General features: G+C 69.9%; 17 protein-coding genes. 5 read left to right on the top strand and 12 right to left on the bottom strand.

Annotated elements, in window-relative coordinates; all coding sequences use genetic code 11:
* Positions 1 to 149: 149 nt before the first annotated feature.
* The 5 genes from AB0J06_RS06540 to AB0J06_RS06520 all read right to left on the bottom strand — a co-directional run bounded on the left by AB0J06_RS06540 (position 150) and on the right by AB0J06_RS06520 (position 6,798).
* Positions 150 to 1,130, bottom strand: a complete 981-nt coding sequence (locus AB0J06_RS06540) for a hypothetical protein (RefSeq protein ID WP_357425322.1) — start codon at positions 1,128 to 1,130, stop codon at positions 150 to 152.
* Positions 1,127 to 1,840, bottom strand: a complete 714-nt coding sequence (sigM, locus tag AB0J06_RS06535) for an RNA polymerase sigma factor SigM (protein ID WP_357425407.1) — start codon at positions 1,838 to 1,840, stop codon at positions 1,127 to 1,129. The genes AB0J06_RS06540 and sigM overlap by 4 nt, the downstream gene beginning before the upstream one ends.
* A 128-nt stretch (positions 1,841 to 1,968) precedes the next feature.
* Positions 1,969 to 3,498, bottom strand: coding sequence for a protein kinase family protein (locus tag AB0J06_RS06530; protein WP_357425320.1), 1,530 nt, complete (start codon positions 3,496 to 3,498; stop codon positions 1,969 to 1,971).
* 457 nt (positions 3,499 to 3,955) lie between these two features.
* Entirely contained in the window at positions 3,956 to 5,701 is a 1,746-nt protein-coding gene (gene murJ / locus AB0J06_RS06525; RefSeq protein ID WP_357425318.1) for a murein biosynthesis integral membrane protein MurJ, read from the bottom strand.
* A gap of 86 nt (positions 5,702 to 5,787) precedes the next feature.
* Positions 5,788 to 6,798 (bottom strand): hypothetical protein, encoded by a 1,011-nt coding sequence (locus tag AB0J06_RS06520; protein ID WP_357425316.1) that lies wholly within the window; start codon positions 6,796 to 6,798, stop codon positions 5,788 to 5,790.
* Positions 6,799 to 6,857: 59 nt separating this feature from the next.
* Between AB0J06_RS06520 and AB0J06_RS06515 the strand changes: the two genes are divergently transcribed.
* On the top strand, positions 6,858 to 8,327 hold the full coding sequence (locus AB0J06_RS06515) for a CCA tRNA nucleotidyltransferase (protein WP_357425314.1): 1,470 nt from the start codon (positions 6,858 to 6,860) through the stop codon (positions 8,325 to 8,327).
* A gap of 70 nt (positions 8,328 to 8,397) precedes the next feature.
* Here the strand turns inward: AB0J06_RS06515 and AB0J06_RS06510 are convergent, their stop codons facing one another.
* Together AB0J06_RS06510 and AB0J06_RS06505 are read right to left on the bottom strand one after the other, a co-directional pair.
* A complete protein-coding gene (locus AB0J06_RS06510) occupies positions 8,398 to 9,957 on the bottom strand; it encodes an SPFH domain-containing protein (RefSeq protein WP_357425312.1) in 1,560 nt (519 codons plus the stop codon).
* A gap of 32 nt (positions 9,958 to 9,989) precedes the next feature.
* Complete coding sequence (locus tag AB0J06_RS06505; RefSeq protein WP_357425310.1) at positions 9,990 to 10,514, bottom strand: NfeD family protein; 525 nt, start codon at positions 10,512 to 10,514, stop codon at positions 9,990 to 9,992.
* A 116-nt stretch (positions 10,515 to 10,630) separates the two neighbouring features.
* On the opposite strand from AB0J06_RS06505, the gene AB0J06_RS06500 reads away from it, so the two are divergent.
* On the top strand, positions 10,631 to 11,110 hold the full coding sequence (locus AB0J06_RS06500; RefSeq protein WP_357425308.1) for a methylated-DNA--[protein]-cysteine S-methyltransferase: 480 nt from the start codon (positions 10,631 to 10,633) through the stop codon (positions 11,108 to 11,110).
* A 53-nt stretch (positions 11,111 to 11,163) separates the two neighbouring features.
* On the opposite strand, the gene AB0J06_RS06495 is transcribed toward AB0J06_RS06500, so the two are convergent.
* The 3 genes from AB0J06_RS06495 to AB0J06_RS06485 all read right to left on the bottom strand — a co-directional run bounded on the left by AB0J06_RS06495 (position 11,164) and on the right by AB0J06_RS06485 (position 13,576).
* Complete coding sequence (locus AB0J06_RS06495; RefSeq protein WP_357425306.1) at positions 11,164 to 11,610, bottom strand: lamin tail domain-containing protein; 447 nt, start codon at positions 11,608 to 11,610, stop codon at positions 11,164 to 11,166.
* Positions 11,611 to 11,846: 236 nt separating this feature from the next.
* A complete protein-coding gene (locus AB0J06_RS06490) occupies positions 11,847 to 12,926 on the bottom strand; it encodes an inositol-3-phosphate synthase (RefSeq protein WP_357425304.1) in 1,080 nt (359 codons plus the stop codon).
* A 23-nt stretch (positions 12,927 to 12,949) separates the two neighbouring features.
* A complete protein-coding gene (locus tag AB0J06_RS06485; protein WP_357425405.1) occupies positions 12,950 to 13,576 on the bottom strand; it encodes a PadR family transcriptional regulator in 627 nt (208 codons plus the stop codon).
* A gap of 176 nt (positions 13,577 to 13,752) precedes the next feature.
* On the opposite strand from AB0J06_RS06485, the gene AB0J06_RS06480 reads away from it, so the two are divergent.
* The 3 genes from AB0J06_RS06480 to AB0J06_RS06470 all read left to right on the top strand — a co-directional run bounded on the left by AB0J06_RS06480 (position 13,753) and on the right by AB0J06_RS06470 (position 18,928).
* A complete protein-coding gene (locus AB0J06_RS06480) occupies positions 13,753 to 14,232 on the top strand; it encodes a DUF5318 domain-containing protein (protein WP_357425302.1) in 480 nt (159 codons plus the stop codon).
* Between the two features lie 197 nt (positions 14,233 to 14,429).
* A complete protein-coding gene (locus tag AB0J06_RS06475) occupies positions 14,430 to 17,273 on the top strand; it encodes a transglycosylase domain-containing protein (RefSeq protein WP_357425300.1) in 2,844 nt (947 codons plus the stop codon).
* Between the two features lie 122 nt (positions 17,274 to 17,395).
* Complete coding sequence (locus AB0J06_RS06470; RefSeq protein ID WP_357425298.1) at positions 17,396 to 18,928, top strand: glycosyltransferase 87 family protein; 1,533 nt, start codon at positions 17,396 to 17,398, stop codon at positions 18,926 to 18,928.
* Between the two features lie 74 nt (positions 18,929 to 19,002).
* Here the strand turns inward: AB0J06_RS06470 and AB0J06_RS06465 are convergent, their stop codons facing one another.
* Positions 19,003 to 21,156: a hypothetical protein gene (locus AB0J06_RS06465; RefSeq protein WP_357425296.1), complete on the bottom strand. Its 2,154-nt coding sequence runs from the start codon at positions 21,154 to 21,156 to the stop codon at positions 19,003 to 19,005.
* 32 nt (positions 21,157 to 21,188) lie between these two features.
* Complete coding sequence (locus AB0J06_RS06460) at positions 21,189 to 21,965, bottom strand: deoxyribonuclease IV (protein ID WP_357425294.1); 777 nt, start codon at positions 21,963 to 21,965, stop codon at positions 21,189 to 21,191.
* Positions 21,966 to 21,991 lie beyond the last annotated feature (26 nt).

Raw genomic sequence — 21,991 nt, 5'->3', positions numbered from 1 at the left:
GTGCGCCGCGCGGTGGTGGGCCGGCGACGGTCTGGTCGCCGTCCGCACTTCGCCAGGCGGCAACTGCAGTGCAGAACGTCATGTTACGAAGCGGGGATTCCCGAACCGGTCAACTGGTGGGTCACGTCACGTACCCGCCGACCGTCATTTCACCCTACCCGTGCGATGTAACGCGTGTCCGGGCCAGTTTCGTCGCTTCCGCACTGCGGTCCCGCGACCCACACCCACCGTTCCGCGGCGGCGTTCGCGAAGGCCACGATGAGCGCCGGTGAGCCCTGGAACGACGCGTAGTCGACGAGATCCACACTGACCGGTCCGCGACCGTGCGCGGTGGTCAGCGTCCCGAGGCAGGCCGACAGCGCGCCGGGGTCGGCGAGCCGCCGCAGTGCCGGTGGCACCGCGGGCAACGACGGAGCGGTGGACGCATCCTGCGCGGTCAGCGGGCGCGGGGACGAGTCCTTCGAGAAGGCGGCGACGCTGGTGGGAAGTGTGGTCGGCCCGTAGTCGGTGCCACTGCTGACCACCTGCCGGGTGGAGGGCGGCGGCGCAGTCCGCGGCGCGTCGGCCGAGGATCCGGACGCGATGGCACTCTCCCCCTCCGGCATGCTCTTCCGCTGCCCGGGCTCGCTGCTGGGAGCGGCGGCGTCGGTCTGCTGGATGTTGTCGCGGGGGGCGAACTGGGTGATGCCGAAACCGGCGACGACCGCGACACCGGCCGCGACCGCTGCGGGCGCCGCCCAGCGCGACCACCGCCGACGGACGCCACCCCGGGCGGGTCGTACGCCGGCTGGGGCGCGACGCACGCCGGCCTCGTGAGGTACGGCGGTGAGCGCCGCCGGCTTCCGTGCCGCGCCGTCGGAAGCGGCGTCCGTGCGGGCCGCGTCGGCGAGGGCGGCGGTCAGCCGGTCGGTGATCTCCAGCGGCATCGTCTCGGGCGTTGCGCCCCACTCCGCCAGACCGGACCGTACGGTGCCGGTGGCCTCGGCGAGATCGCTGTGCGCCGCTGCCCACGCCGGATCGTCCATGATGAGCCGCCCCACGACCACCTCGTCGGGCGTGCCGTCCAGCGCGCCACCGACGTAGTCGGCGAGCAGGTCGGGATCGACCTTTCTGAACTGGCCGGCGTTCACTCTTCCTCCTGGCTGCCGTCGCCCGCTGCGCGGCTGGACCCCGATGGGACGTCAGGATCGGCTGCGAGGTTCCCTGGCGTGACGGACGGCACGGCCGCGGGTGACTCGCCGGACGACGTCGGCTCCGCTGCCCTGGGACGTAGGTACCCGAGGAGCAGTGCGAGTTTCGCCCGGCCCCGGGCGCACCGGCTTTTTACTGTCCCTTCGGCCACGCGGAGGATACGCGCCGCCTCGGCCACCGGGTAGCCCTGCACGTCCACGAGGATGAGTGCCGCGCGTTGTTCGGGAGGAAGCTGGGCGAGCGCCTGCCGGACGACAAGGACCGTGTCGTGGTCGGGCGCCGGAGCCGCGGGCTCCACGCCGCCGGTCGCGTGACCGGGTTCAAAACGTCCCGTGTGGCCGTGCCCGGTGCCGTCGGGAAGCGGGACGGTCGGGTGGGCCTGGCGGCGCCGGATCCGGTCGAGGCAGGCGTTGACCACGATGCGGTGCAGCCAGGTGGTCACCGCCGAGTCGCCCCGGAAACGCGCCGCGGCGCGGTGCGCGGAGAGCAGGGCGTCCTGTAGGGCGTCCGCTGCCTCTTCACGATCGCCCACGGTGCGCAGCGCCACGGCCCACAGCCGGTCGCGATGACGGTGGAAGAGTTCGGTGAAGGCGTCCGGGTCGCCCTGGACGTGCGCACGTAGCAACTCGTCATCGGCGAGATCGGCGATGGGTTGCGTGCCGGTGACGGGCGGCTGTGACGGCGGGCGGGTGGACCCGCCGTCACTGCGCGCTGCTGAACCGGTCACGGCTGCACCCTAACCGAGCTATTGCCGGTCGAGGGGGCGCCGTTGTCCGGTCACAGCCCCTCGACCCTGATCTCCTGAACGCCGATCTGATACTTGCCGGGATCACCTTCGGGCATTTCCGTGATCCATACCAGGAGGTAGCGGTAGGTGAGATCGGGAGAGAAGCCGCTGAAGGCCATGGTGGTGCCGGTGTGGTTCTCGAACGGCTCACCGATGCGGGTTGGCTTGAACGTCTTGTAGAGCTGGTCGTCGCCGCTCTTGCTGGACCCCGGATCGGTGGGGCCGGTGAGCAGCTCCGCGGACGCGCCGGGCGCGGAGAGGACCACCTGCACCGAGGTGACCGACCGCGCCTCCTTGAGGTCGATCAGGATCCCCATGCCGCGCTTGAGGCCACCGAACTTGGGGTTCGTCACATACGCGTCGGTTCTCCAGCCCGTGTTGGCGTCACCGTCGACGACCTCGGCAACCCCGTCGAGTTCGTCCCGCTGGCCGTCCGGGTCCACGACACGCACCTGTCCCGCGGCGACCGTGATTCTCTTCGGCTTGCCGGCCGGGGCGGCGGTGCCCTCGCCGCCCGCGGCTGAGACGTTGGGCTGGTCGCCGGGGCTCGTCGGCTTGTCGCCGCCGTCGCCCAGCGCGGAAATGCCGAACAGCAGCCCGGCGAGCGCGATCACCACCAGACCGGCGACCCCGGCGGCGATCTTCCGGTTGGATGCCCGGGGCACCTCGCTCGGTTCGTCGGTGGAGGCGAACCGCAGCGGACCCGCGTCCTCCAGGTACTGCTCCTCCGCCGCGGCGTCGAGCCGGCCGAGCTCCGCGGCCAGCACGTCCGAGGACGGGGGTGCGACCTGCGGATCGAGCAGGTCCATGGTGAGGTCATCCAGATAGGCCGGGATTCCCGCCCGCACCTGGCGCGGAGCCGCTATCGCTCCGCTGGCGTCCCGTACGGCGTCGGGGAGAGTCGAGGTCGCCAGCTCGGTGTGCGGCCAGTGCCCGGTCAGCGCGAAGTAGAGGACTCCCCCGATCGCGCGTACGTCGGTGTCCCGGGTTTCGCCGCCGTCGGCGCGGGCGTCCGCGAGGACCACCCGTCCGTCGTGGCCGACCATGACGGTGCCGGGGTGGATGTTGCCGTGCACCATGCCCGTGGCGTGCACGGCGGCGACCGCACCGGCGATGGAATGCGCGATGCTCGTCGCGCGGGCCGCGTCCAGCGGTCCGTCGGTGACCAGCTCGCGCAGCGCGTCGCCGTCGACCCACTCGCGGACGACGTAGGCCCGCGCCCCCTCGTCGATCGCGTCGTAGACGCCGACCAGGTTGGGGTGGATGACGCGACTCGCCGCGACGGCCGCCGTCAGCATCTCCATCGCGGAGTCGCCACCGGGATAACGCAGTACCACGGCGACCGGTCGGCGTAGCACGACGTCGACCCCGCGCCACACCTGCCGGCCCGCACTGTCGTCGTTGATGTGTTCGGCCAACTCGTACCGATCGGCCAGGATTTCACCGACGGTAGGTGCACCGAAGGTCACCACGGGCGGTGCGACCTGCTCCGCCTCCTGACCTTCGCCGACCTTGGTCACCAGTCCTCCCTCGGTGATCGTCTCGATCGATGGTCCGGTGCTGTTTCAGGCTGTCCGCACTTCGCCGACAGCAACACCGCCCGGCGAGCGACGCTCCATAGCCTAGGCGCTGCGCGCATCGGCCGAGAGCGACCTTACCTGTGTTCGACTCATACCCAACATGTCATCTTCGCGCCGCGCCCGTCCCGATGCCAGTCGCCACCCGATGATGATCCCTTGTGTGCCTCATCATCCCTAAAAGGGCTTGCGGAGCGGATGTGTCATTGCGAGGGATTTGGATGGCTGTTCGCGCGTGGCATCGAGCCGACCGAAGGGAGTTGCGAAACGGTTTCGGCAAGGCCGTAACCGTTTGACTACTCATAGCGTTATCCACAGGGCTATCCCCTAGTTGGGAGCGCTCAAGGCTGCGTTATCCACAGGAAGATCCCCAGGCTCGGCGACGGTCGCGCTCGGCAACTCAGCGTCCGATCTTGCGGCGGACCATCGCGACGACGTCGCTGATCTCCCGTACCCGGAGTGCGAGCGCCAGTCCGAGATACGTCGCGCAGATCGCTGCGCCGCCGATCGCCAGCCGGATGAACGCCTCGAACCGGGTCGGGGTCGCGGACCCCGGGAGCAGGTTGACCACGACCAGGCCCACGACTGCGGCCCCCAGCGCGGCAATCAGGACCTTGCCGAGGGTCATCATGATCGTGCCGAGCCCGAGCCGACCGACCCGGCGACGCAGCAACCATGCCGAGATCACCGCGGCCGCCACGTACGACACCGCGTTGCCGAGCATGAGCCCGGACGCGGTGAACTCGACGGAGAACGCGGCGAACAACCCGATCTGCACCAGCACCCGCAGGGCGACGACCGGAATGTTGATCAGCGCCGGGGTCTTCGTGTCGGGCAGCGCGTAGAAGGCGAACGTGAAGAGCTGGCTGATCGCGAACGGCACGAGTGCCAACGCCGCGACCAGCAGGACGAGAGACGTCGCGGTGGCATCCTGCGTGCTGAACGCGCCGTAGTTGAAAAGAGCGACGGCGATCGGCGCGGCCAGCACGGCGTAACACACGGCGATCGGGGCCAGCACAGCGCTGACGGTACGGGTGCCCCGCGAAAGATCCTCTGCCATCGCCGCGAAACGGCCATCCGCCGCCGCCGCGCTCATCCGCGGCATGAGCGCCGTGATGATCGACACCGCGATGACACCGTGCGCCATCATCAGCAGCAGGAACACGTTGTTGAAGATGAGCGGGCCGGCCTGTTTCTCGTCCCCTGCCCGGTTCAGCAGGTTGAAGACGACGACGAGCCCGATCTGGCTCACCGCCACGTAGCAGAACATCCAGGCGCCGAGGCGGGCCAACTCACGTAGGCCCAGTGCCCCGAAGTCGAAGCGCCACCGCCAGCTGAAACCGACCTTCCGCAGCGCCGGCACCAGGCCGGCGGCCTGGATCATCACCCCGAGCAGGGTGCCGCCACCGAGAAGCACGATCCGGCCGGCGGTCATCTCCTCCGGCTCAACGAGCTTCGCCCCGTAGACCAGGATGTAGATCCCGACCGTGCCGATGACCACGAGGTTGTTGAGGATCGGCGTCCACATCGGGGCCGCGAAGTGGCCGCGGGTGTTGAGCACCGCGCTGATCAACGCCGACAGGCCGGTGAAGAAGATCATCGGCAGCATCAGGTACGAGAGCGTCGTGACGAGGTCTCGGTACGCGCCATTCGACTTGTCGCTGGCGTACAGCCAGGTCAGCAGTGGGGCGGCGACCATCGCGGCCAGCGTCGCGGCGCCGAGTGCCAGCACCGCGAGCGTGAGCAGGCGCTGTGCGTACGCCTGGCCCTGGTCCGGGTCGGTCTTGCGCCGCCGTACCAGCACCGGCACGAGCACGCTGGTCAGGACGCCGCCGAGCAGGAACTCGTAGACCATGCCCGGGAAGATCTGAGCCGTCGTATAGGCGTTGCCGACGAGGAGCCCGCCCAGTGCGGCGGTCAGCACCAAGGTCCGAAGGAATCCGGTACCGCGACTGACCAGGCTGCCGATCGCCATGATCGCGCTGTTCCCGGCGGCGCTTCCCTCCCCCGGCGGTTCGGGCGTCGCGGCGTTGGTCTCCACGATCGGCTGGTCGACGGGGTCGACGGAGATCAGCGTGGCGCCGTCCTCCGGCGGGAGGCCGCCGTCGGGCGCCGAGTTCGCGCTCCGGTACAGCCCGTCACTCATCCGACCTCCTGAGGGAAACGGCGGACCGGCAGCGCCCGCCAGACGCAGACCCGACCTTAGTCGCCGCGCTCACGCGCGGGCGCGGGTCATCCGCCGGCCGGACGGAAATGCCGTCGGGCCATGGTTCCCGGTTCCGCCCAGACCAGCGTCTCGATCACCCAGCACGCTTCCGCCGGGACCACCGGATCGGTCAACGCGTCCATCACGGTCGGATGGTCGCAGCCGGCCTTCTCCAACGCGGAGACGAGCGCCGGTACCTCGGTGAGGTCCCCGGTGTCGCAGATCCGCCGGGCGAGCGGGAGCACCGTGTCGGGGTCCCGCCAGGGTGCGTCGAGGACGGCGGCGAGGCGACGGCGGGCATGCCGGAGCAGCTCGGTCAGCTCCCAGAACGGGAACGCCTCGTTGCCGCTGACCCGTGCCCCGCGCGGATAGCTGCCGTCGTCCGCCGGCTCGTTGACGGCCGCGACCCAACCCCACCCGTGCCGGTGCCGCCAGGCGAAGCCGACATCCCGGCCGTCGTTTCTGCGTACCTGCGTCGCGATGCGGTCCTCGTCGAGAACCGCCCCGGGCTCGGTCGGCGGGGCCGGCCACCAGCGTGCGTCCTCGAAGAGCGCGAGCGGCGGCTGCTCCGGCCCGGTGTGCCGCATCGGGGCCTCGGGTTCGGGGCGGCGCAGGGAGCGCAGCGCGGCCGCGAGGAACTCGGCGGCGACGGCGCCGTCGTCGCCGATGGCGGTGGGCGCGTACCGGAAGAGCAGCGCCAGCGGCAGCCCGGGGTGCGGCAGTGAGGGATCGTCGAGGGCGATCACCCGTCCGATGAGGTCCAGTTCGGCCCAGCGCAGCGCGTACGGGCGCGGGTGTGTCCGGTCGACCCGGGCGAGCTCGATCGGATCGGTGGCGCCGGGTTGGCGCAGCCCGAGCCGGTTTTCGCCGTACGGCAGATCGAAATCGAGCACGAGCCCGTACCCGCCCGCCACCGGAAAGGTGACGCGAAGGTCGGCGGGGAACCCCGCGGGATCGGGCGGATCCTCCTCGAAGAGGAAGGCTGCCCAGAAGTCGCTCTCCTGGCTCAACGTCCGGAGGATCTCGGGAAACGGCACGGTCGACCATCCTGCCCGCCGGGCCGCCCGCAGGCCAAGACCGATAGGCTGGCGATCCCATGTCCGAATCATCCGCTGCGAGCGCCGCAGACCGGCGTGACCTCACCGCCGTCCAGCGCAACGCCGTCACCGAACTGTTGCGCGTCTCCCCCGTCGCCGACGAGCTGGGCCGCCGGTTCGCGGCCGCCGGGCATGAGCTGCACCTGGTCGGCGGGTCGGTGCGTGACGCCCTGCTCGGCCGGCTCGGCAATGACCTCGACTTCTGCACGGACGCGGAGCCGGACGAGACGCTGCGCGTGCTCAAGGGGTGGGCCGAGGCGACCTGGGAGACCGGTCGGGAGTTCGGCACGATCGGGGCGCAGCGGCACGGCCTGCTGCTGGAGATCACGACCTTCCGTGCGGAGGCGTACGACGGGGTCAGCCGCAACCCGGTCGTCGCGTACGGCACGAACCTCCTGGACGATCTGCGGCGGCGTGACTTCACCATCAACGCGATGGCGGTGAGCCTGCCGGACCACCGCTTCACCGACCCGTACGGGGGCGTGGAGGATCTCGCGGCCAAGGTGATCCGTACGCCCGGCACGCCGCAGCAGTCGTTCGGTGACGATCCGCTGCGGATGCTCCGCGCCGCCCGGTTCGCCGCCCAGCTGCGCTTCGTCGTCGACCCGGACGTGCGGGCGGCGATGGTGAGCATGGCCGAGGATCTTGACCGGATCACCGCGGAGCGGATCCGTGACGAGTTCACCAAGCTGCTCTGCGGCGCCGACTCCGTGGGCGGACTGCGTCTGCTGGTCGACACCGGTCTCGCCGACCGCTTTCTGCCGGAGCTCTCCGGGCTGAAGCTGGAGATCGACGAGCACGCCCAGCACAAGGACGTCTACGAGCACACGCTGACGGTGGTCAGCAATGCGGTGTCGATGGAGGAGAACGGCTGCGACTTCGTGCTGCGGATGGCCGCGCTGATGCACGACGTCGGCAAGCCGGCCACGAAGGCCGTCGGCCCCGACGGTCGGGTCAGCTTCCATCACCACGAGGTGGTCGGCGCGCGGCTGACGAAGCAGCGGATGAAGGCGCTGCGCTACCCGAAGGACGTCGTTTCGCAGGTCGTCGAGCTGGTCGGGTTGCATCTGCGCTTCTACGGCTACGGCCGGGGCGAGTGGACCGATTCGGCGGTGCGCCGCTACGTCACGGACGCCGGTGACCTCCTCCCCCGGCTGCACAAGCTCACCCGGTCGGACTGCACGACCCGCAACCGGCGGAAGGCGGCGCAGCTCGCGGCGGACTACGACGCCCTGGAGGAGCGCATCGCGCGCCTGCAGTCCGAGGAGGATCTGGCGCGGGTACGGCCGGACCTCGACGGCAACGCGATCATGGAGCTGCTCGGGGTGCCGCCCGGTCCGATCGTCGGCCAGGCGTGGCGCCATCTCAAGGAGTTGCGTCTGGAGCACGGCCCGCTCGACCGGGATGCGGCGGAGGCGGCCCTGCTCCGCTGGGCGCGCGCCGAGGGAATCGTCGTCGACGGGCGGTAGGCCCGGATAACGGAAGATCGCCGCTCCGCGAAGGTGCTCCTGCGCGGGCGGCGATCTCCGATCGATCCGGCTACTGCTGCGGCGCAGCCTCCACGGCGTTGCCGTCGACGGTCCGGGCCGGCTTCGGCGTGGCCGGGTCGGTGATCCTGCCGTTGCCTTCCTCGCCGCCGATCCCGCCGAGCTTCGCCAGCAGCCCGGCGAGGTCGATGCCGGTCAGATCGGTCCCGAGCTGCAGCCCCTGGGCGACATTGCTGGCGACCGACCTGGTCAGCGACGACGCGCCGTCGGTGGAGATGACCGTCATCTTGTCGATCGCGCTCATCGGCGCGCTCGCCGCCTCGACCACCTGCGGCAGGACCTTGACGAGGAGGTCGAGCACGGCGGCCTCGCCATACGCGGCGAACGCCTCGGCCTTGCGGGCCATCGCCTCGGCCTCGGCCTGGCCGCGCGCCAGGATGGCGGCGGCCTCCGCCTGCCCCTCACGCTCGATCGCGTCGGCGATCGCGGTACGGCGACGCTGCTCCGCCTCGCCTTCCTTCGCGCCTTCGATCGCGTTGGCGTCGGCGAGCGCGGCGCGGCGGGCCCGCTCGCCCTCACCGGTGAGCCGGGCCTGCTCGGCGACGGCCTGGGCGGCGGCGATGGTGGCCTGCCGTTGGGCGTCCGCGGCGAAGACGGCGGCGTTGCGGGCCGCCTCGGCCTCCTGCTCCACCTTGTAGCGCTCGGCGTCGGCCGGCTTGCGCACCTCGGTGTCGAGCTGGCGCTGCTTGAGCTCGGCGTTGCGCTCGGCCACCTTCTGCTGCTCGGAGAGGATCGCCTGGTCGCGTTCCGCCTGGGCGAGCGGCCCGGCGGCGGCCGACTTGGCCTTCGCGGCGTCGATCTCGGCCGCGATCGCGGCCTGCTTGAGCGACAGGTTGCGGTTCGCCTCGGCGATCGCCTCCTCGGCGAGGAGCCGCTCCTGCTCGGCGGCCTGCCGTGCGCGCGCCTCCGCGATGGCCGCGTCCTTGAGCACCCGTGCGGCCTCCGGCCGCCCGAGGTCCTGCAGGTACGAGCCCTCCGCGATGATGTCCTGCAGCTGGAAGGCGTCGAGCACGAGCCCCTGGTTGGTCATCGAGTGTTCGGCTTCCTCGGCCACGGCGCTGGCGAAGGCGGCCCGGTCGCGGATGATCTCCTCGATGGTGAGTCGGCCGACGATGGAGCGGAGCGCGCCGGCGAGCACCTCGCGGGTGAACTCCTCGATCTCGTCCTGCTGGTGCAGGAACCGCTGGGCGGCGGCGCGGATGGAGTCCTCGGCGCCGCCGACCTTGACGATCGCCACGCCCTGCAGGTCGGCGCGGATTCCCTGCTTGCTCACCGCGCCCTGGATCTCGACGTGGATCCGCCGGCTGGACAGGTCCAGCGACTGCAGCTTCTGCACGACCGGCAGGACGAAGACGGACGCACCCATGACGACCTTCTGGCCGGACATGTCGGTGGACCGGGAGCCGTCCGCGCCGTGGGTCGTGCGCCCCTTGCGTCCCGTGACGATGAACGCCTCGTTGGGGCCGGCAACCTTGATCCGGGAGAGCACGAACAGAATGAGCACGACGACGAGCAGTACGCCGCCGCCGATCGCGATGAGCAGTGGGGTCATCGATCAGTCCTTCATGGAGGGGTGGAGCGGGGTTATCGCACGTGCTGCGTCTCCTCGACGATGACGCTCGTGTCGGAGACGGCTTCGACGACGAAGATCTGCGCGCCGGCCGCGATCGGCGCCGACGACCGGGCGTACAGCTTCACCGGCTGACCGCCGAGGCGTACCCGGACCTCGCCGTATCCGGTCGCCGAGATCGGGGTCACCACGACGCCGAGCGATCCGACCAGGTCGTTGCGGGTGGGGGTGGCGTCGGTGGGCATGTTGCGCGCGGCCCGGGCGAGGCGCAGCGCGAGCCACGCGGTCGGCGCGGCCGCGAGGACGCCGACGCCCGCGGCTGCGGCGATCAAACCAGGGGTACGGGCGCCGAGCAGCTCGCTGGCGATCGCTCCGGCGAACCCGAAGGCGCCGGTGAAGCCAGCGACCGCCTCGACGGAGACCGGGCCGTCCACATCGGGATGCCCGATGTGGAGGAGCTCGCCGCCGAGCAGGCCGAGGGCGAGCACGGCCACGCCCAGGCCGCCGAGGATCAGAAACGCCACCGTCGCGGTGCTCATCGCGCTTCCCCCTCCCCGCCTGGTGTCGCCCGAGGGTAACGGGGGTGCGCCACAGTGATCGTCCGACGCCGCGCCAGCGCGTGCCGGACCCACTTCCGACCCGCGACAATGAGCGCATGCTCTGGGCACTGCTCGACTCGCCGATCGGTGAACTTTCGGTCGCGCTCGACGACCTCGGCGTGTGCGGGGTGCGGTTCGGTCGGGCCGAACCAGTGCCGGAGCCGGCGGCGGGCGAGCGGCTTTCCTCCGTCGCGGAGGAACTTCGCCGCTATTTCGCGGGTGAGTTGACCCGGTTCACCGTGCCGCTGTCGGTGCATCGCGGCAGTGCCTTCGAGCGCGCGGTCTGGACCGAATTATCGCGTATCCCGTACGGCGAGATGCGCACGTACGGGGAGATCGCGGCAGCGCTGGGCGACGCGGGGGCGGCCCGGGCTGTGGGTACCGCCTGCAACCGCAATCCGATCCCGGTGATCGTGCCGTGCCACCGTGTCGTCGGCGCCGGCGGGAAGCTGGTCGGGTTCGGCGGCGGTCTGTCGCGCAAGCGCTATCTGCTCGAGTTGGAGGCGCGGGTCGACTTCGCGCGGGCCTGGAGTTGACCGGGGCGGGATCGCCGCGCGCTGGGCCGCGGGCGGCGATCCCTGACGACGGATCAGCAGTAGGTGTAGCTGCCCTTCGAGCGCCACGAGCACGAGTCGACCGACCTGCCGGCCTTGTTGCGCACGTACGCGGCGTCGCCGGTGTTGTTCCAGATGTACGCGCGCGAGCCCCAGTACCGGTGGGTCGCGGAGTTTCTGCCCTTGCCGGTGTGGATGGTGACGGACTTGCCGGCACCGAGGTAGAAGGTGCCGGTGAACTTGTAGACGTGGTTCGACTTGTCCCGCAGGGTCCAGCCGGAGAGGTTGAGTTTGCCGCGGGTCGTGTTCTTCAGGACCACGTACTCCGCGTTGAGGCTGGTGTTGGAGCGGTTGTCACTGCCCGGCGAGTTGTAATACACCTTGGTGATCTGCACCGCCGGGGCGGCGGCCTGGGCCGCGGTGGCGGGTACGAGCACGGTGCCGAGCACGGCGGTGACCAGCACGAACATGCGGAGACGCAAGTTAACCCCTCAAGCTTCTGAAATCCGGAAATACCGTACGAGAACGATATTCTCGTACGGTGATGAGACGTTAACGTTGCGTCAGTTGTGACAACAATCACCTTAGCGGGCGGCTTTTCCGCAGCTCGGCTGTGGTCGCTCCGACGGACGGGCGTCTCCCCTCGGCGGCACGCCCGGCGTACGCGACGAAGGGTCGGACCCGCGGGCCCGACCCTTCGATGTGCGGCTGTTTGTCGCTACCGCTCGATCTTGCCGGCGATGAAGTCCTCCACGGCCTGGTGGGCGTCGTGGTCGGCGTACTGCACGGGCGGGGACTTCATGAAGTAGGACGAGGCCGAGAGGATCGGCCCGCCGATCCCCCGGTCCAGTGCGATCTTGGCGGCGCGGACCGCGTCGATGATGACGCCGGCCGAGTTGGGCGAGTCCCAGACCTCCAGCTTGAGCTCGGCGTTCAGCGGAGTGTCGCCGAAGGACCGGCCCTCCAGGCGGATGTACGCCCACTTGCGGTCGTCGAGCCACGGCACGTGGTCCGACGGGCCGATGTGGACATCGCTCCTGGACATCTCGTGCGGGATCTGTGACGTCACCGACTGGGTCTTCGAGATCTTCTTCGAGACCAGCCGCGTGCGCTCCAGCATGTTCATGAAGTCCATGTTGCCGCCGAAGTTGAGCTGGTACGTGCGCAGCAGCTCGACGCCGCGGTCTTCGAACAGCTTGGCGAGCGCCCGGTGCACGATCGTCGCGCCGACCTGGCTCTTGATGTCGTCACCGACGATCGGCAGCCCGGCGTCGGTGAACTTCTTCGCCCAGACCGGGTCGGAGGCGATGAAGACCGGCAGGGCGTTGACGAAGGCGCAACCGGCCTCGATCGCCGCCTCGGCGTAGAACTTGGCGGCCTGCTCGGAGCCGACCGGCAGGTAGCAGACGACGACGTCGACCCGCGCGTCGCGCAGCGTCTGCGCCACGTCGACCGGCGCCTGGTCCGACTCTTCGATGATCTCCCGGTAGTACTGCCCCATGCCGTCCAGGGTCGGGCCGCGCTGCACCAGCACGCCGGTGGGCGGCACGTCGCAGAGCTTGATGGTGTTGTTCTCGCTGGCGACGATCGCCTCGGCGAGGTCCATGCCCACCTTCTTGGCGTCCACGTCGAACGCCGCGACGAATTCCACGTCTGATACGTGGTAGTCGCCGAAGGTGACGTGCATGAGACCCGGGACGCGGTCGTTCGGGTCGGCCTTCCGGTAGTACTCGACGCCCTGGATCAGGGACGAAGCGCAGTTACCGACACCGACGATGGCGACGCGAACGGAGCCCATTGCGTTTGCCTCCTTCTCATTCATCACGGCCGCTCCGGCTCTCTCCTGGACTGCCCAGGCGGATGCGGGCTGTTGTCTTCTCGTGGGCCGCCCACGTCGGGGGCCCGGCCGGAGCGCTCGTTGGCGATGAGCTCCTCCAGCCAGCGGACCTCGCGCTCGCAGGCGTCGAGGCCGTGGCGCTGAAGTTCCAGGGTGTACGCGTCCAGGCGCTCGGCGGCGCGGCTCAGCACATCGCGCAGACCTTCCCGGCGCTCCTCGACCTTGCGCCGCCGGCCTTCGAGGATCCGCAGGCGGGTGGCACGGTCGGTGCGGGCGAAGAACGCGAAGTGCACACCGAAGCCGGTGTCCTCGTACGTCTCCGGTCCGGTCTGGGCGATCAGCTCGGCGAACCGCTCCTTGCCCTCTGCCGTGATCTTGTAGACCACTCGACCACGACGGCTCGTCAGCGGCGGGACTTCCTCCGCGTCGGGGGGCGTCTCGCATGCCTCGGTGATCCAACCGGCCGCCTGAAGCCGGCGCAGGGTCGGATACAGGGAGCCGTAGCTGATCGCCGCGCGGATCGCACCCAGCTTGGCGGTGAGCTCTTTGCGCAGCTCATAGCCGTGCATCGGGGACTCCTGAAGAAGGCCGAGGATGGCAAGCTCGAACATTCGCCTCCGCCCCCTTGCCCGCTCGCGCCGGGCGTTAACCACGACGATGTATCGGTTCGATACATCGTCACCGTAAACTGCCGGAGCGGCGGGGGCAAATACCAGCTCCGCATGCACGGCGTGACACAGAGTTACCTTGGTCGCCTCTCCCCGCTGGACCGCGTACCCTCGTGCGCATGCGTACGCAGCGCCAGGTCGTCGACTACTCGCTCCAGAAGCGGGCGCTGCTGCGTGAGGTCCAGTCCGGCCGGGTCGGCACGTACGAGGTCTGCGATGCCTCGCCCTACCTCAAGAACGCTGCGCGCTTCCACGGTGAGGCCACCGAGGAGCGGTGCCCGATCTGCCGTCGCGAGAACCTCACGCACGTCCATTACATTTACGGCGATGAGCTCAAGCAGTCGGCCGGGCAGGCCCGCACGAGCGCGGAGTTGTCCGTGCTCGCGATGACTGTGCGTGAGTTCCAGGTCTACGTGGTGGAGGTGTGCCGCGGCTGCGCCTGGAACCATCTGGTGGAGCAGTTCCTGCTCGGACGGGACGGCCTGTCCGCCGGCGACGCCGAGTCGCGACACGGCGGGGCGGTGGCGGCGTCCGGCTCTGCCGGCCCGACGCGGGGAGACTCGCGGGCGGCGAAGCGAAGGCGAGAGGCGAGACGGTGACTCCGGTCCGCCCGGCCAGTTTTTCGCCAGATCGACGTAGCCGAGCCGAGTGGACGATTTTTACTGGGATAAGTCCGGTTATTTTGGATCCGGCAATGCTCGACCGGTCCGTCCGGTTCGAGGCAGAGCGTGGCCTAACTCACGGCAACCCGGTGGTGTCGCATACGCGCATCACCGCGACCGGCAGGGTGTGACGAATGAACTCGTACGGCGACCCCAGTTCCGCGCGCGGGCGGGCCAACATCCCCGGCCAGAGCCCCGACCACGGACCCGAGGCCGACCCCTGGGGGTCCGCCCCCGCCGCCGGCGCCTACCGGGCGTCGGCTTCCGCCGGCTCCGGCGGCGGTTGGGGGGCGAACGGCGGACACGAGCCCACGCCGCCCCGGGCGGCCCCGACCGGTGGTCGGGCCTCGGTCGGCTCGGCGCCCGCGGGCCGGGCGACGGTCGGACGCGCCGGGATCCCCTCTCCCGCCGGTCCCGGACCGGACGAGTCTTTCAGCGCCGCGGATCGCCCCGCGGGACGCGCCGTCGTCGGTGCTGCCCGAGTCGGTGCGGCGGGGAGCAGCGGCCGGGCGGCGGTCGCCCGGGCCAGTGTCCGTCCGGTGTCGCCCGGCGGACCGGGCGCGGGCGGTGGCGCCGGCGGCGGCCCGAACGGACCCGGCGGCAAGGGCCCCGGCGGTGGTCGGGGTGGTAACGACGGCAGGGGTGGCGGCAAGGGCGACCCCGCCGACCTGAGGAAGGCGAAGAAGCGCAAGCGGATGAACCTGATCATCGCCGCCTTCGCCGTGGTGATCATGGTCATGGGCGTTGGGGTGGTTGGCTTCACCTGGTTCTCCACCACGGTCAAGACGCCGACCGACTTCGCCGAGCCGATCCCGACGACGATCATGTACAGCAACGGGAAGCAGCTCGCCAAGCTGGGCCAGCAGAACCGGACCATCGTGCCGTGGGAGAAGATCAATCCCGACGTTCGGCACGCGGTGATGGCGGCCGAGGACAAGAACTTCGAGAACCACGGCGGCATCGACATGAAGGGCATCGCCCGGGCCGCCTGGAACAACTTCACCGGCGGAACGACCCAGGGCGCCTCCACCATCACGCAGCAGTACGCGCGGCACGTCGCCGATCTGAGCGGAATCAACTACGCGCGGAAGCTCCGCGAGGCGGTGCTCGCCTCCAAGCTCGAGCAGGATTTCAGCAAGGACCAGCTTCTCGGCTTCTACCTCAACGCCATCTACTTCGGTCGTGGGGCGCACGGCGTCGAGGCCGCCGCCCAGGCCTACTTCGGCAAGTCCGTCACGACCCCGCCGGGTCAAAAGGGCGCGATGACGCCGGAAGAGGCAGCGGTGCTCGCCTCGGTCATCAAGCAGCCGGAGCCGGACGCGAACACCGGGCACAAGGGCTACGACCCCCAGCTCAACCCGGGAGACGCCCAGGAACGCTGGACCTACACGATGAACAACATGCAGGAGAAGGGCTGGATCGCGCCCGAGAAGCGGGCGGCGGCCAAGTATCCGGCTGTCCAGAAATGGGATCCGAAGAAGAATTGCGCGACCAACTGCGGTCTCGACACCCCGTCCGGTAACGTCGTCAACTACGTGCGCAGCGAGCTCGAGGCGAAGGGGATCACCAACTGGAAGGAAGGTGGTTACCGGATCACGACCACCATCGACCAGCGGGCGCAGGCGGCCGCGGAGAACGCGGCCCGGCAGAGCAGCAAGAGTTCCCCGATGAACAAACTGCCGAAGAACTACATGGCGGCGCTCGTGGCGATCGACCCGTCCAACGGGCGGGTGCTCGCCTACTACGGCGGTGACAATGCCTCCGGCACGGACTACGCCGGCCTGAACACCGAGCCGGACGGGCGGGTCATCGGTGGGCACGCCCCCGGCTCGACCTTCAAGGTCTACACCCTGGCGGCCGCGCTGAAAGCGGGCATCTCGGTCGACTCCCACTGGGACGCCACCAAGACCAAGGATCCCGAGACCGAGTTCGAGATCTCCAACGCCGACCGCACCAACCTCAACTGCGAGAACGGCGGCAAGTGGTGCAGCCTCGACAAGTCAACGGTCGAGTCGTACAACGTGCCGTTCTACTGGATCACCAAGCTGCTCGGCCCGGACAAGGTCGTCGAGGCGGCGCGCGACGCGGGCATCCGGACCATGTTCACCGACCGAACGGAGCGCGTGGACCTGGCCACGGCCGAGCCCTCGAAGGTTGCCCCGGCGAAGTTCGACAAGCAGGTCGGTTACGGCCAGTACGCGGTGACGGTGCTCGATCATGCCAACGGCATGGCGACCCTCGCCAACCGCGGCGTGTACAACAAGGCTCACTTCATCGTCTCGGTGGAGAAGTACAACCAGCAGACCAGCGAGTGGGAGAAACAGGACGGGGAGCAACGCAAGCCGAAGAAGGTCTTCGAGGCGAACCAGATGGACGACCTCAACTCGGTACTCAAGAAGATCCCCGGTGGCAGTAACAAGAACCTCAAGAACGGCCGTCAGTCGGTCGGCAAGACCGGTACCTGGGAGCTAGACAAAAGGGACAACGGCGACGCCTGGATGATCGGCGCGACCCCGCAGATCGCCAGCGCGGTCTGGGTCGGCACCACCGGCAACCGGACGGCGATCCGAGAGGTGGGCGGCAGCCCGATGTTCGGTGGCGGCACACCGGCCGCGGTGTGGAAGAAGTTCATGGACGACGCCCACACCGCCATGAAGCTCAAGGAAGAGACCTTCCCGGACAAGAAGGGGACGGGCGACCCGAACTACCCCGAGGCCGACGGTGTGTCGCCGAGCCCGGTCGCGCCGAAGCCCGAGGAGAACAAGCCCTGCACCAACCCGCTGCAGCTCTTCTGCCCGCCGGGGAGTGGCGAGAACCGCGGCGGGGGCACCAACCCGAACCCGGGTGACGTGCCCAATCCGGGCGGTAACCAGCCCAACCCCGGCCTGCCCCCAGGTGGCGGCAACCCCGGTGGCGGCAACGCACCCTTCAGCGGCCGCAACGGTGGGACGAACCCCACCTCAGCTCCGCAACGCTGATCCGTTCACTCGCGCTGGCGGTCGGGCTGATGCCCGGCCGCCAGCGTCGTGTTGACCACCGGAATCCGACACGGTGCTCCTGAGCAGACGCGGCCCGGTGTCGTGCGGCAGGATGCCTGTTCATGACGGTGCAGCAGCCGGTGGAGTTCGACGAGGCTGAGAAGCTCGACCACCCGTCACGGAGCGACGGTTTCGTGCGGGGGCTCTCCGAGGCGATCGGGGGGCCGCTGGGCGAACACGCGGTCGGTTACGACCGACCGTGGAGCCGGTGGCGCGGCCGGTTCTGGACCGCCTCCCGGATCGTCCTGGCGCTGACCTGTCTCACCCTCGCGCTGCACTGGGTGCAGAAGTCGCCCTGCCGCGACGGCGCCTGGCAGAACAACGTCCAGTACACCCGGTTCTGCTACACCGACGTGCTCGCGCTCTACTACGCCGAGGGACTGAACGAGGGGAAGGTTCCCTACCGCGACCACGCGGTCGAATATCCGGTGGTGACCGGCTATTTCATGGGGGCGCTCGGCCTGCCGGTGCATGACCTGGGCACCGCGCGGCCCGAGATCAACCAGGCGACGTGGTTCTACAACCTGAATGCGGTCGTCCTGGGTGTCCTCGCCGTCGCTACCGTCGCTGTCATCCTCTCGTTGCGCCGGCGTCGACCCTGGGACGCGGCGATGTTCGCGCTCTCCCCCGCGCTGCTGCTGACCGCCACGGTCAACTGGGATCTCCTCGCCATCGGTTTCGCCGCGTTCGGGCTCTACGCCTGGGCCAGGCAACGGCCGGTGCTCGCCGGCACCCTGCTCGGGATCGGGTGCGCGGCGAAGCTGTGGCCGCTCTTCCTGCTCGGCGCGATCTTCGTGCTCGCCGTCCGCACGAACCGATGGCGGGCGCCGCTCACCACGGTGGGGGCCTTCGTCGGCACCTGGCTGGCCGTCAACCTGCCGGTCATGATCCTGTACTACGAGAGTTGGAACCGGTTCCGGGAGCTCAATTCCACCCGGGCGATCGACTGGGGCACGCTGTGGTACATCGGTCGCTATCTCGACGGGAAGTGGAACACCGGCGTTCCCGGTGACCAGGGTCCCTTCCAGTGGCTGAGCAACAACATCCCGACGCTCAACACGCTGTCGTACGTCCTCTTCGGGCTGGCCTGCGTCGCGATCGCCGCGCTTGCCGTGCTCGCGCCGCGCCGACCGCGGCTCGCCGCCCTCGCGTTCCTCATCGTGGCGGCGTTTCTGATCTTCAGCAAGGTCTGGTCGCAGCAGTTCGTGCTCTGGCTGCTGCCCCTCGCCGTCCTGGCCCGTCCGCGCTGGGGTGCCTTCCTGGCCTGGCAGGTCGCCGAGGTCTGCTACTTCGTGGCCTTCTACGGCGAACTGCTCGGCGCCACCACGCAGAAGCCGGTATTCCCGGAGGGCGTCTTCGTGCTCGCCTCGACGCTGCGGTGGGTCACCGTCGCCGTCCTCTGCGGACTGGTCGTCCGGGACATCCTGCGGCCCGAGCGCGACGTGGTGCGCCACACCTACGACGACGACCCCGACGGTGGCGTCTTCTCCGGTGCGCCGGACGCGGGTTGGCTGCGCCGCCGGCGCGGCTCACCCGGCGCGGAGGAGCCGCCTGCGGTGCCCGCCGTCGGCACGCCCGCGCCGCTGACGGGCTGACCCGCGAGGCGCCGGCGCGTCCGCGGTGCCGACGGGCTGACGCGCGGGGGGTGGCGCGGCCGCGACGCGACCGGTCAGAGCCGGAAGACGATCGTGTCGCCCAGCTCCTCGCGCTGGATGCCGAGGGAGTCGACGGGCAGGTCTGCCGCCCCCTCCCAGGGGGTTCCCGACACCCGGCCGCGCAGCAGGACCACCGTCCGCACCCCGCGCTGACGCAGCTGGTCGACGCTGGTTGCGTCGGGGAAGCTACGGACGGCCTCGCGGACGTCGGCCAGGCTCTGCGGCGTGAAGCCGCTGCCGCCGTTGAGCACCGGCTGAAACTCGCTGGTCGACCAGAGCATGACGTTCTGGTCGGTGTTCTGGTCGCTCGGCAGCACCAGGATCGGCCCGTCGACGGTGGCGAGCGCGGCGGGCTGGGCCGGCACGATCGGGTGCTTCGTGACGTTGAGCCCCTCGGCCAGGATGAGGATCACCGGTAGCAGGCTGGCCAACCGCAGCCACGCGCCGGGCCGCGGCGGCACCCACTCGGCCGCGATCTCCTCGGCCCGCGCCACGAAGGCGGAGACCGCGCCGGCGGCGAGGATGCCGAGCAGCAGCGTCGTCCAGAGCATCAGCCGCCCCGGCGTACGCAGCCCGTCCCACCCGGGCAGGTAGTCGAAGAGCGGGCGGTAGGTGAAGGTGCCGTGGAAGAAACGGGTGCCCATCGCCAGCACCCCGGTGACGAGCACGCCGGCGAGCAGCAGCAGCCGCTGGCGTACGGTCCAGATCGAGAAGACCAGACCGGCCAGCGCGAGGGCGTAGAGCACGAAGCCGGGAAGCAGGGTCATCTCCGGATGCCACGGCAGCCCATCGCGCGCCCGCTCGTGCAGGTCGCCCCAGATCCGTGACTCGGCGGGCGCGGTGAAGAAGCCGCTGACCGGGGGTGAGTAGAGCCCGATCTCATCGATCGTGCGTTTCGCGTAGGGATGCAGCTCGATGACCTTGAAATAGGGGATCGCCAGCAACGCGCCGGTCGCCGCGAAGACGGCGCCGCCCCACAGGTCGGCGAGGAGCAACCGGCCCCCGAAGGGACGCTTCACCGCCCAGAACCAGGTCCGCCGGATGTACCAGGTGAGGGCGGAGACGACCACGATCAGACCGAGGATGTACGCGAACGGCAGGCCGATGCCGAACCCGAGGCTGATCTGCCAGGCCGCCACCAGCCATCCGGTGAACGCCCAACCCGCACGGCGGCGTTCCGGACGGAACCCGTGCCGCAGCGACCACCCGTGCCCACGGGCGAGCATGGCGAGCGCGAGCGGGATGCCGCCGTTGGAGATGACGTGCAGGTGACCGGCCTGGGCGAGCAGCCACGGGGCGCAGGCGTACGCCGCACCGGCGGCCGCGGCTCCGGTGCGCCCCGCGCCGAGCTGACGGACCAGCGCGTACGACCCGACGAGGGCGAGGGCGTGTGCGAGCACGAACATGATGTTGTAGCGCAGGACCGCGGCGACCGGGCCCGTCCCGATCATTCCGGCTGGGGCGTAGCCGAGCAGGGTGTCGGAGAAGGCGAAGCTCCACGGCTCGGGATAGAACGTGTTGGACTGCCAGAGCTGTGCGGGGTCGGTGAGCAGGATGTGTCCCGACCAGGCCATCTGCCAGGCCTGCAGGGTCGGGTCCCAGATGTCCTGCGGGATGGTGTGCAGGGGGTAGCGCAGTGTCGGCCAGGTGATCAGCACGGCGATCACGAGTGCGCCGACGCAGGCCAGGGTCCACTCGTGGATCAGCACGCGTCCGACGGCGCGGGCTGCCCGCCGGGCGCGGGTCGGCACGGGCTCGGGCGCCGGGGCGAATGACGCCCACGGATCGCTCTCCGTCTTGTCGCCCGGGGTGGCGTCCGGCTTTGCCGCGTCCTTCTTGCCGCTGCCGCTCGGCGTCGAGGCGTCGGCCGGCTCCGCCTTCGGTGCTGTCTTCGCCGCTCCGTCCGTGACTGTCTTCGGCGCTGTCTTCGCCGCCGCTCCGTCCGGGCCCTTCTTCGCAACCGCCGGGTCGTTGTCCCGGCCGGGAGCCGCGTCGCCGGTGGCCGGCTCCCGGCTCCCGCTCGGCTTGCCGTCGGCGGTCGGCTCCGCGCTCCCTGTGCGGCGGGCGTCCGTTGTGCCGTTATCGATCACGGTGGCCGCCGGCTCGCCGTTGTCGGCACCATCCCGGGTGTCGTCCGCGGCGGTGGCCTGCGGCTGCTCCGTACTCATCGAGGATTCTTGTCCTAACCGGCCGACGCGCGTTACTGGCCCACTCGGTCCCGCAGGTACGTGATGTCGGCGGCCTGCCCGTCCGCCCCACCCGGCGTTTCGACGATCACCGGGGCGTCGGCGGCGCGGACCACAGCGACCACAAGTTCGGGATCGATCATTCCGTGTCCGAGGTTGTCGTGTCGATCCCGCCCGGTGCCGAACGCGTCCTTTGAGTCATTGGCGTGGATCAGATCGATCCGTCCGGTGATGGCCTTGACGCGATCCACCACATCGAGCAGATCCTCGCCGGCCGCGTGCGCGTGACACGTGTCCAGGCAGAACCCGACGCCGTATTCGCCGACGGCGTCCCAGAGCCGGGCCAGGGCGTCGAAGCGCCGCGCGCACGCGTTGTCACCCCCGGCCGTGTTCTCGATCAGGACCTGGGTGGCGAAGCCCCCCGATTCCGCCGCGTAGGCGAAGGTCTTTCGCCAATTGTCGAAACCGACCTCGACATCGTCACCCTTGTTGACATGTCCACCGTGGACGATGAGACCCCTGGCCCCGACCGTTGCGGCCGCCGCCGCGTGGCTGACGAGAAGCTTCCGGCTGGGGATGCGGATCCGGTTGTTGAGGGTAGCGACGTTGATGACGTACGGGGCGTGGATGTAGATATCCACCTCGGCCGCGCGTAGTGCCTCGGCGTCCGCCCGCGGTTCCGGCGCCTTCCAGCCCTGCGGATCACTGAGGAAGAACTGCACGGTCTCCGCCTTGCGGGCGGCCGCCTCCTCCAACGGGTCGGCGGAATCGACGTGGGCTCCGATGCGCATGGTGGCGAGCCTACGTCGCCGTGGCG

The sequence above is a fragment of the Micromonospora sp. NPDC049679 genome (genome assembly GCF_040659735.1).
In the GTDB taxonomy this organism is placed as follows: Bacteria; Actinomycetota; Actinomycetes; order Mycobacteriales; family Micromonosporaceae; genus Micromonospora_I.
The sequence above is the reverse complement of the archived record's forward strand: the minus strand, read 5'-3'. Positions and strand labels throughout refer to the sequence as shown.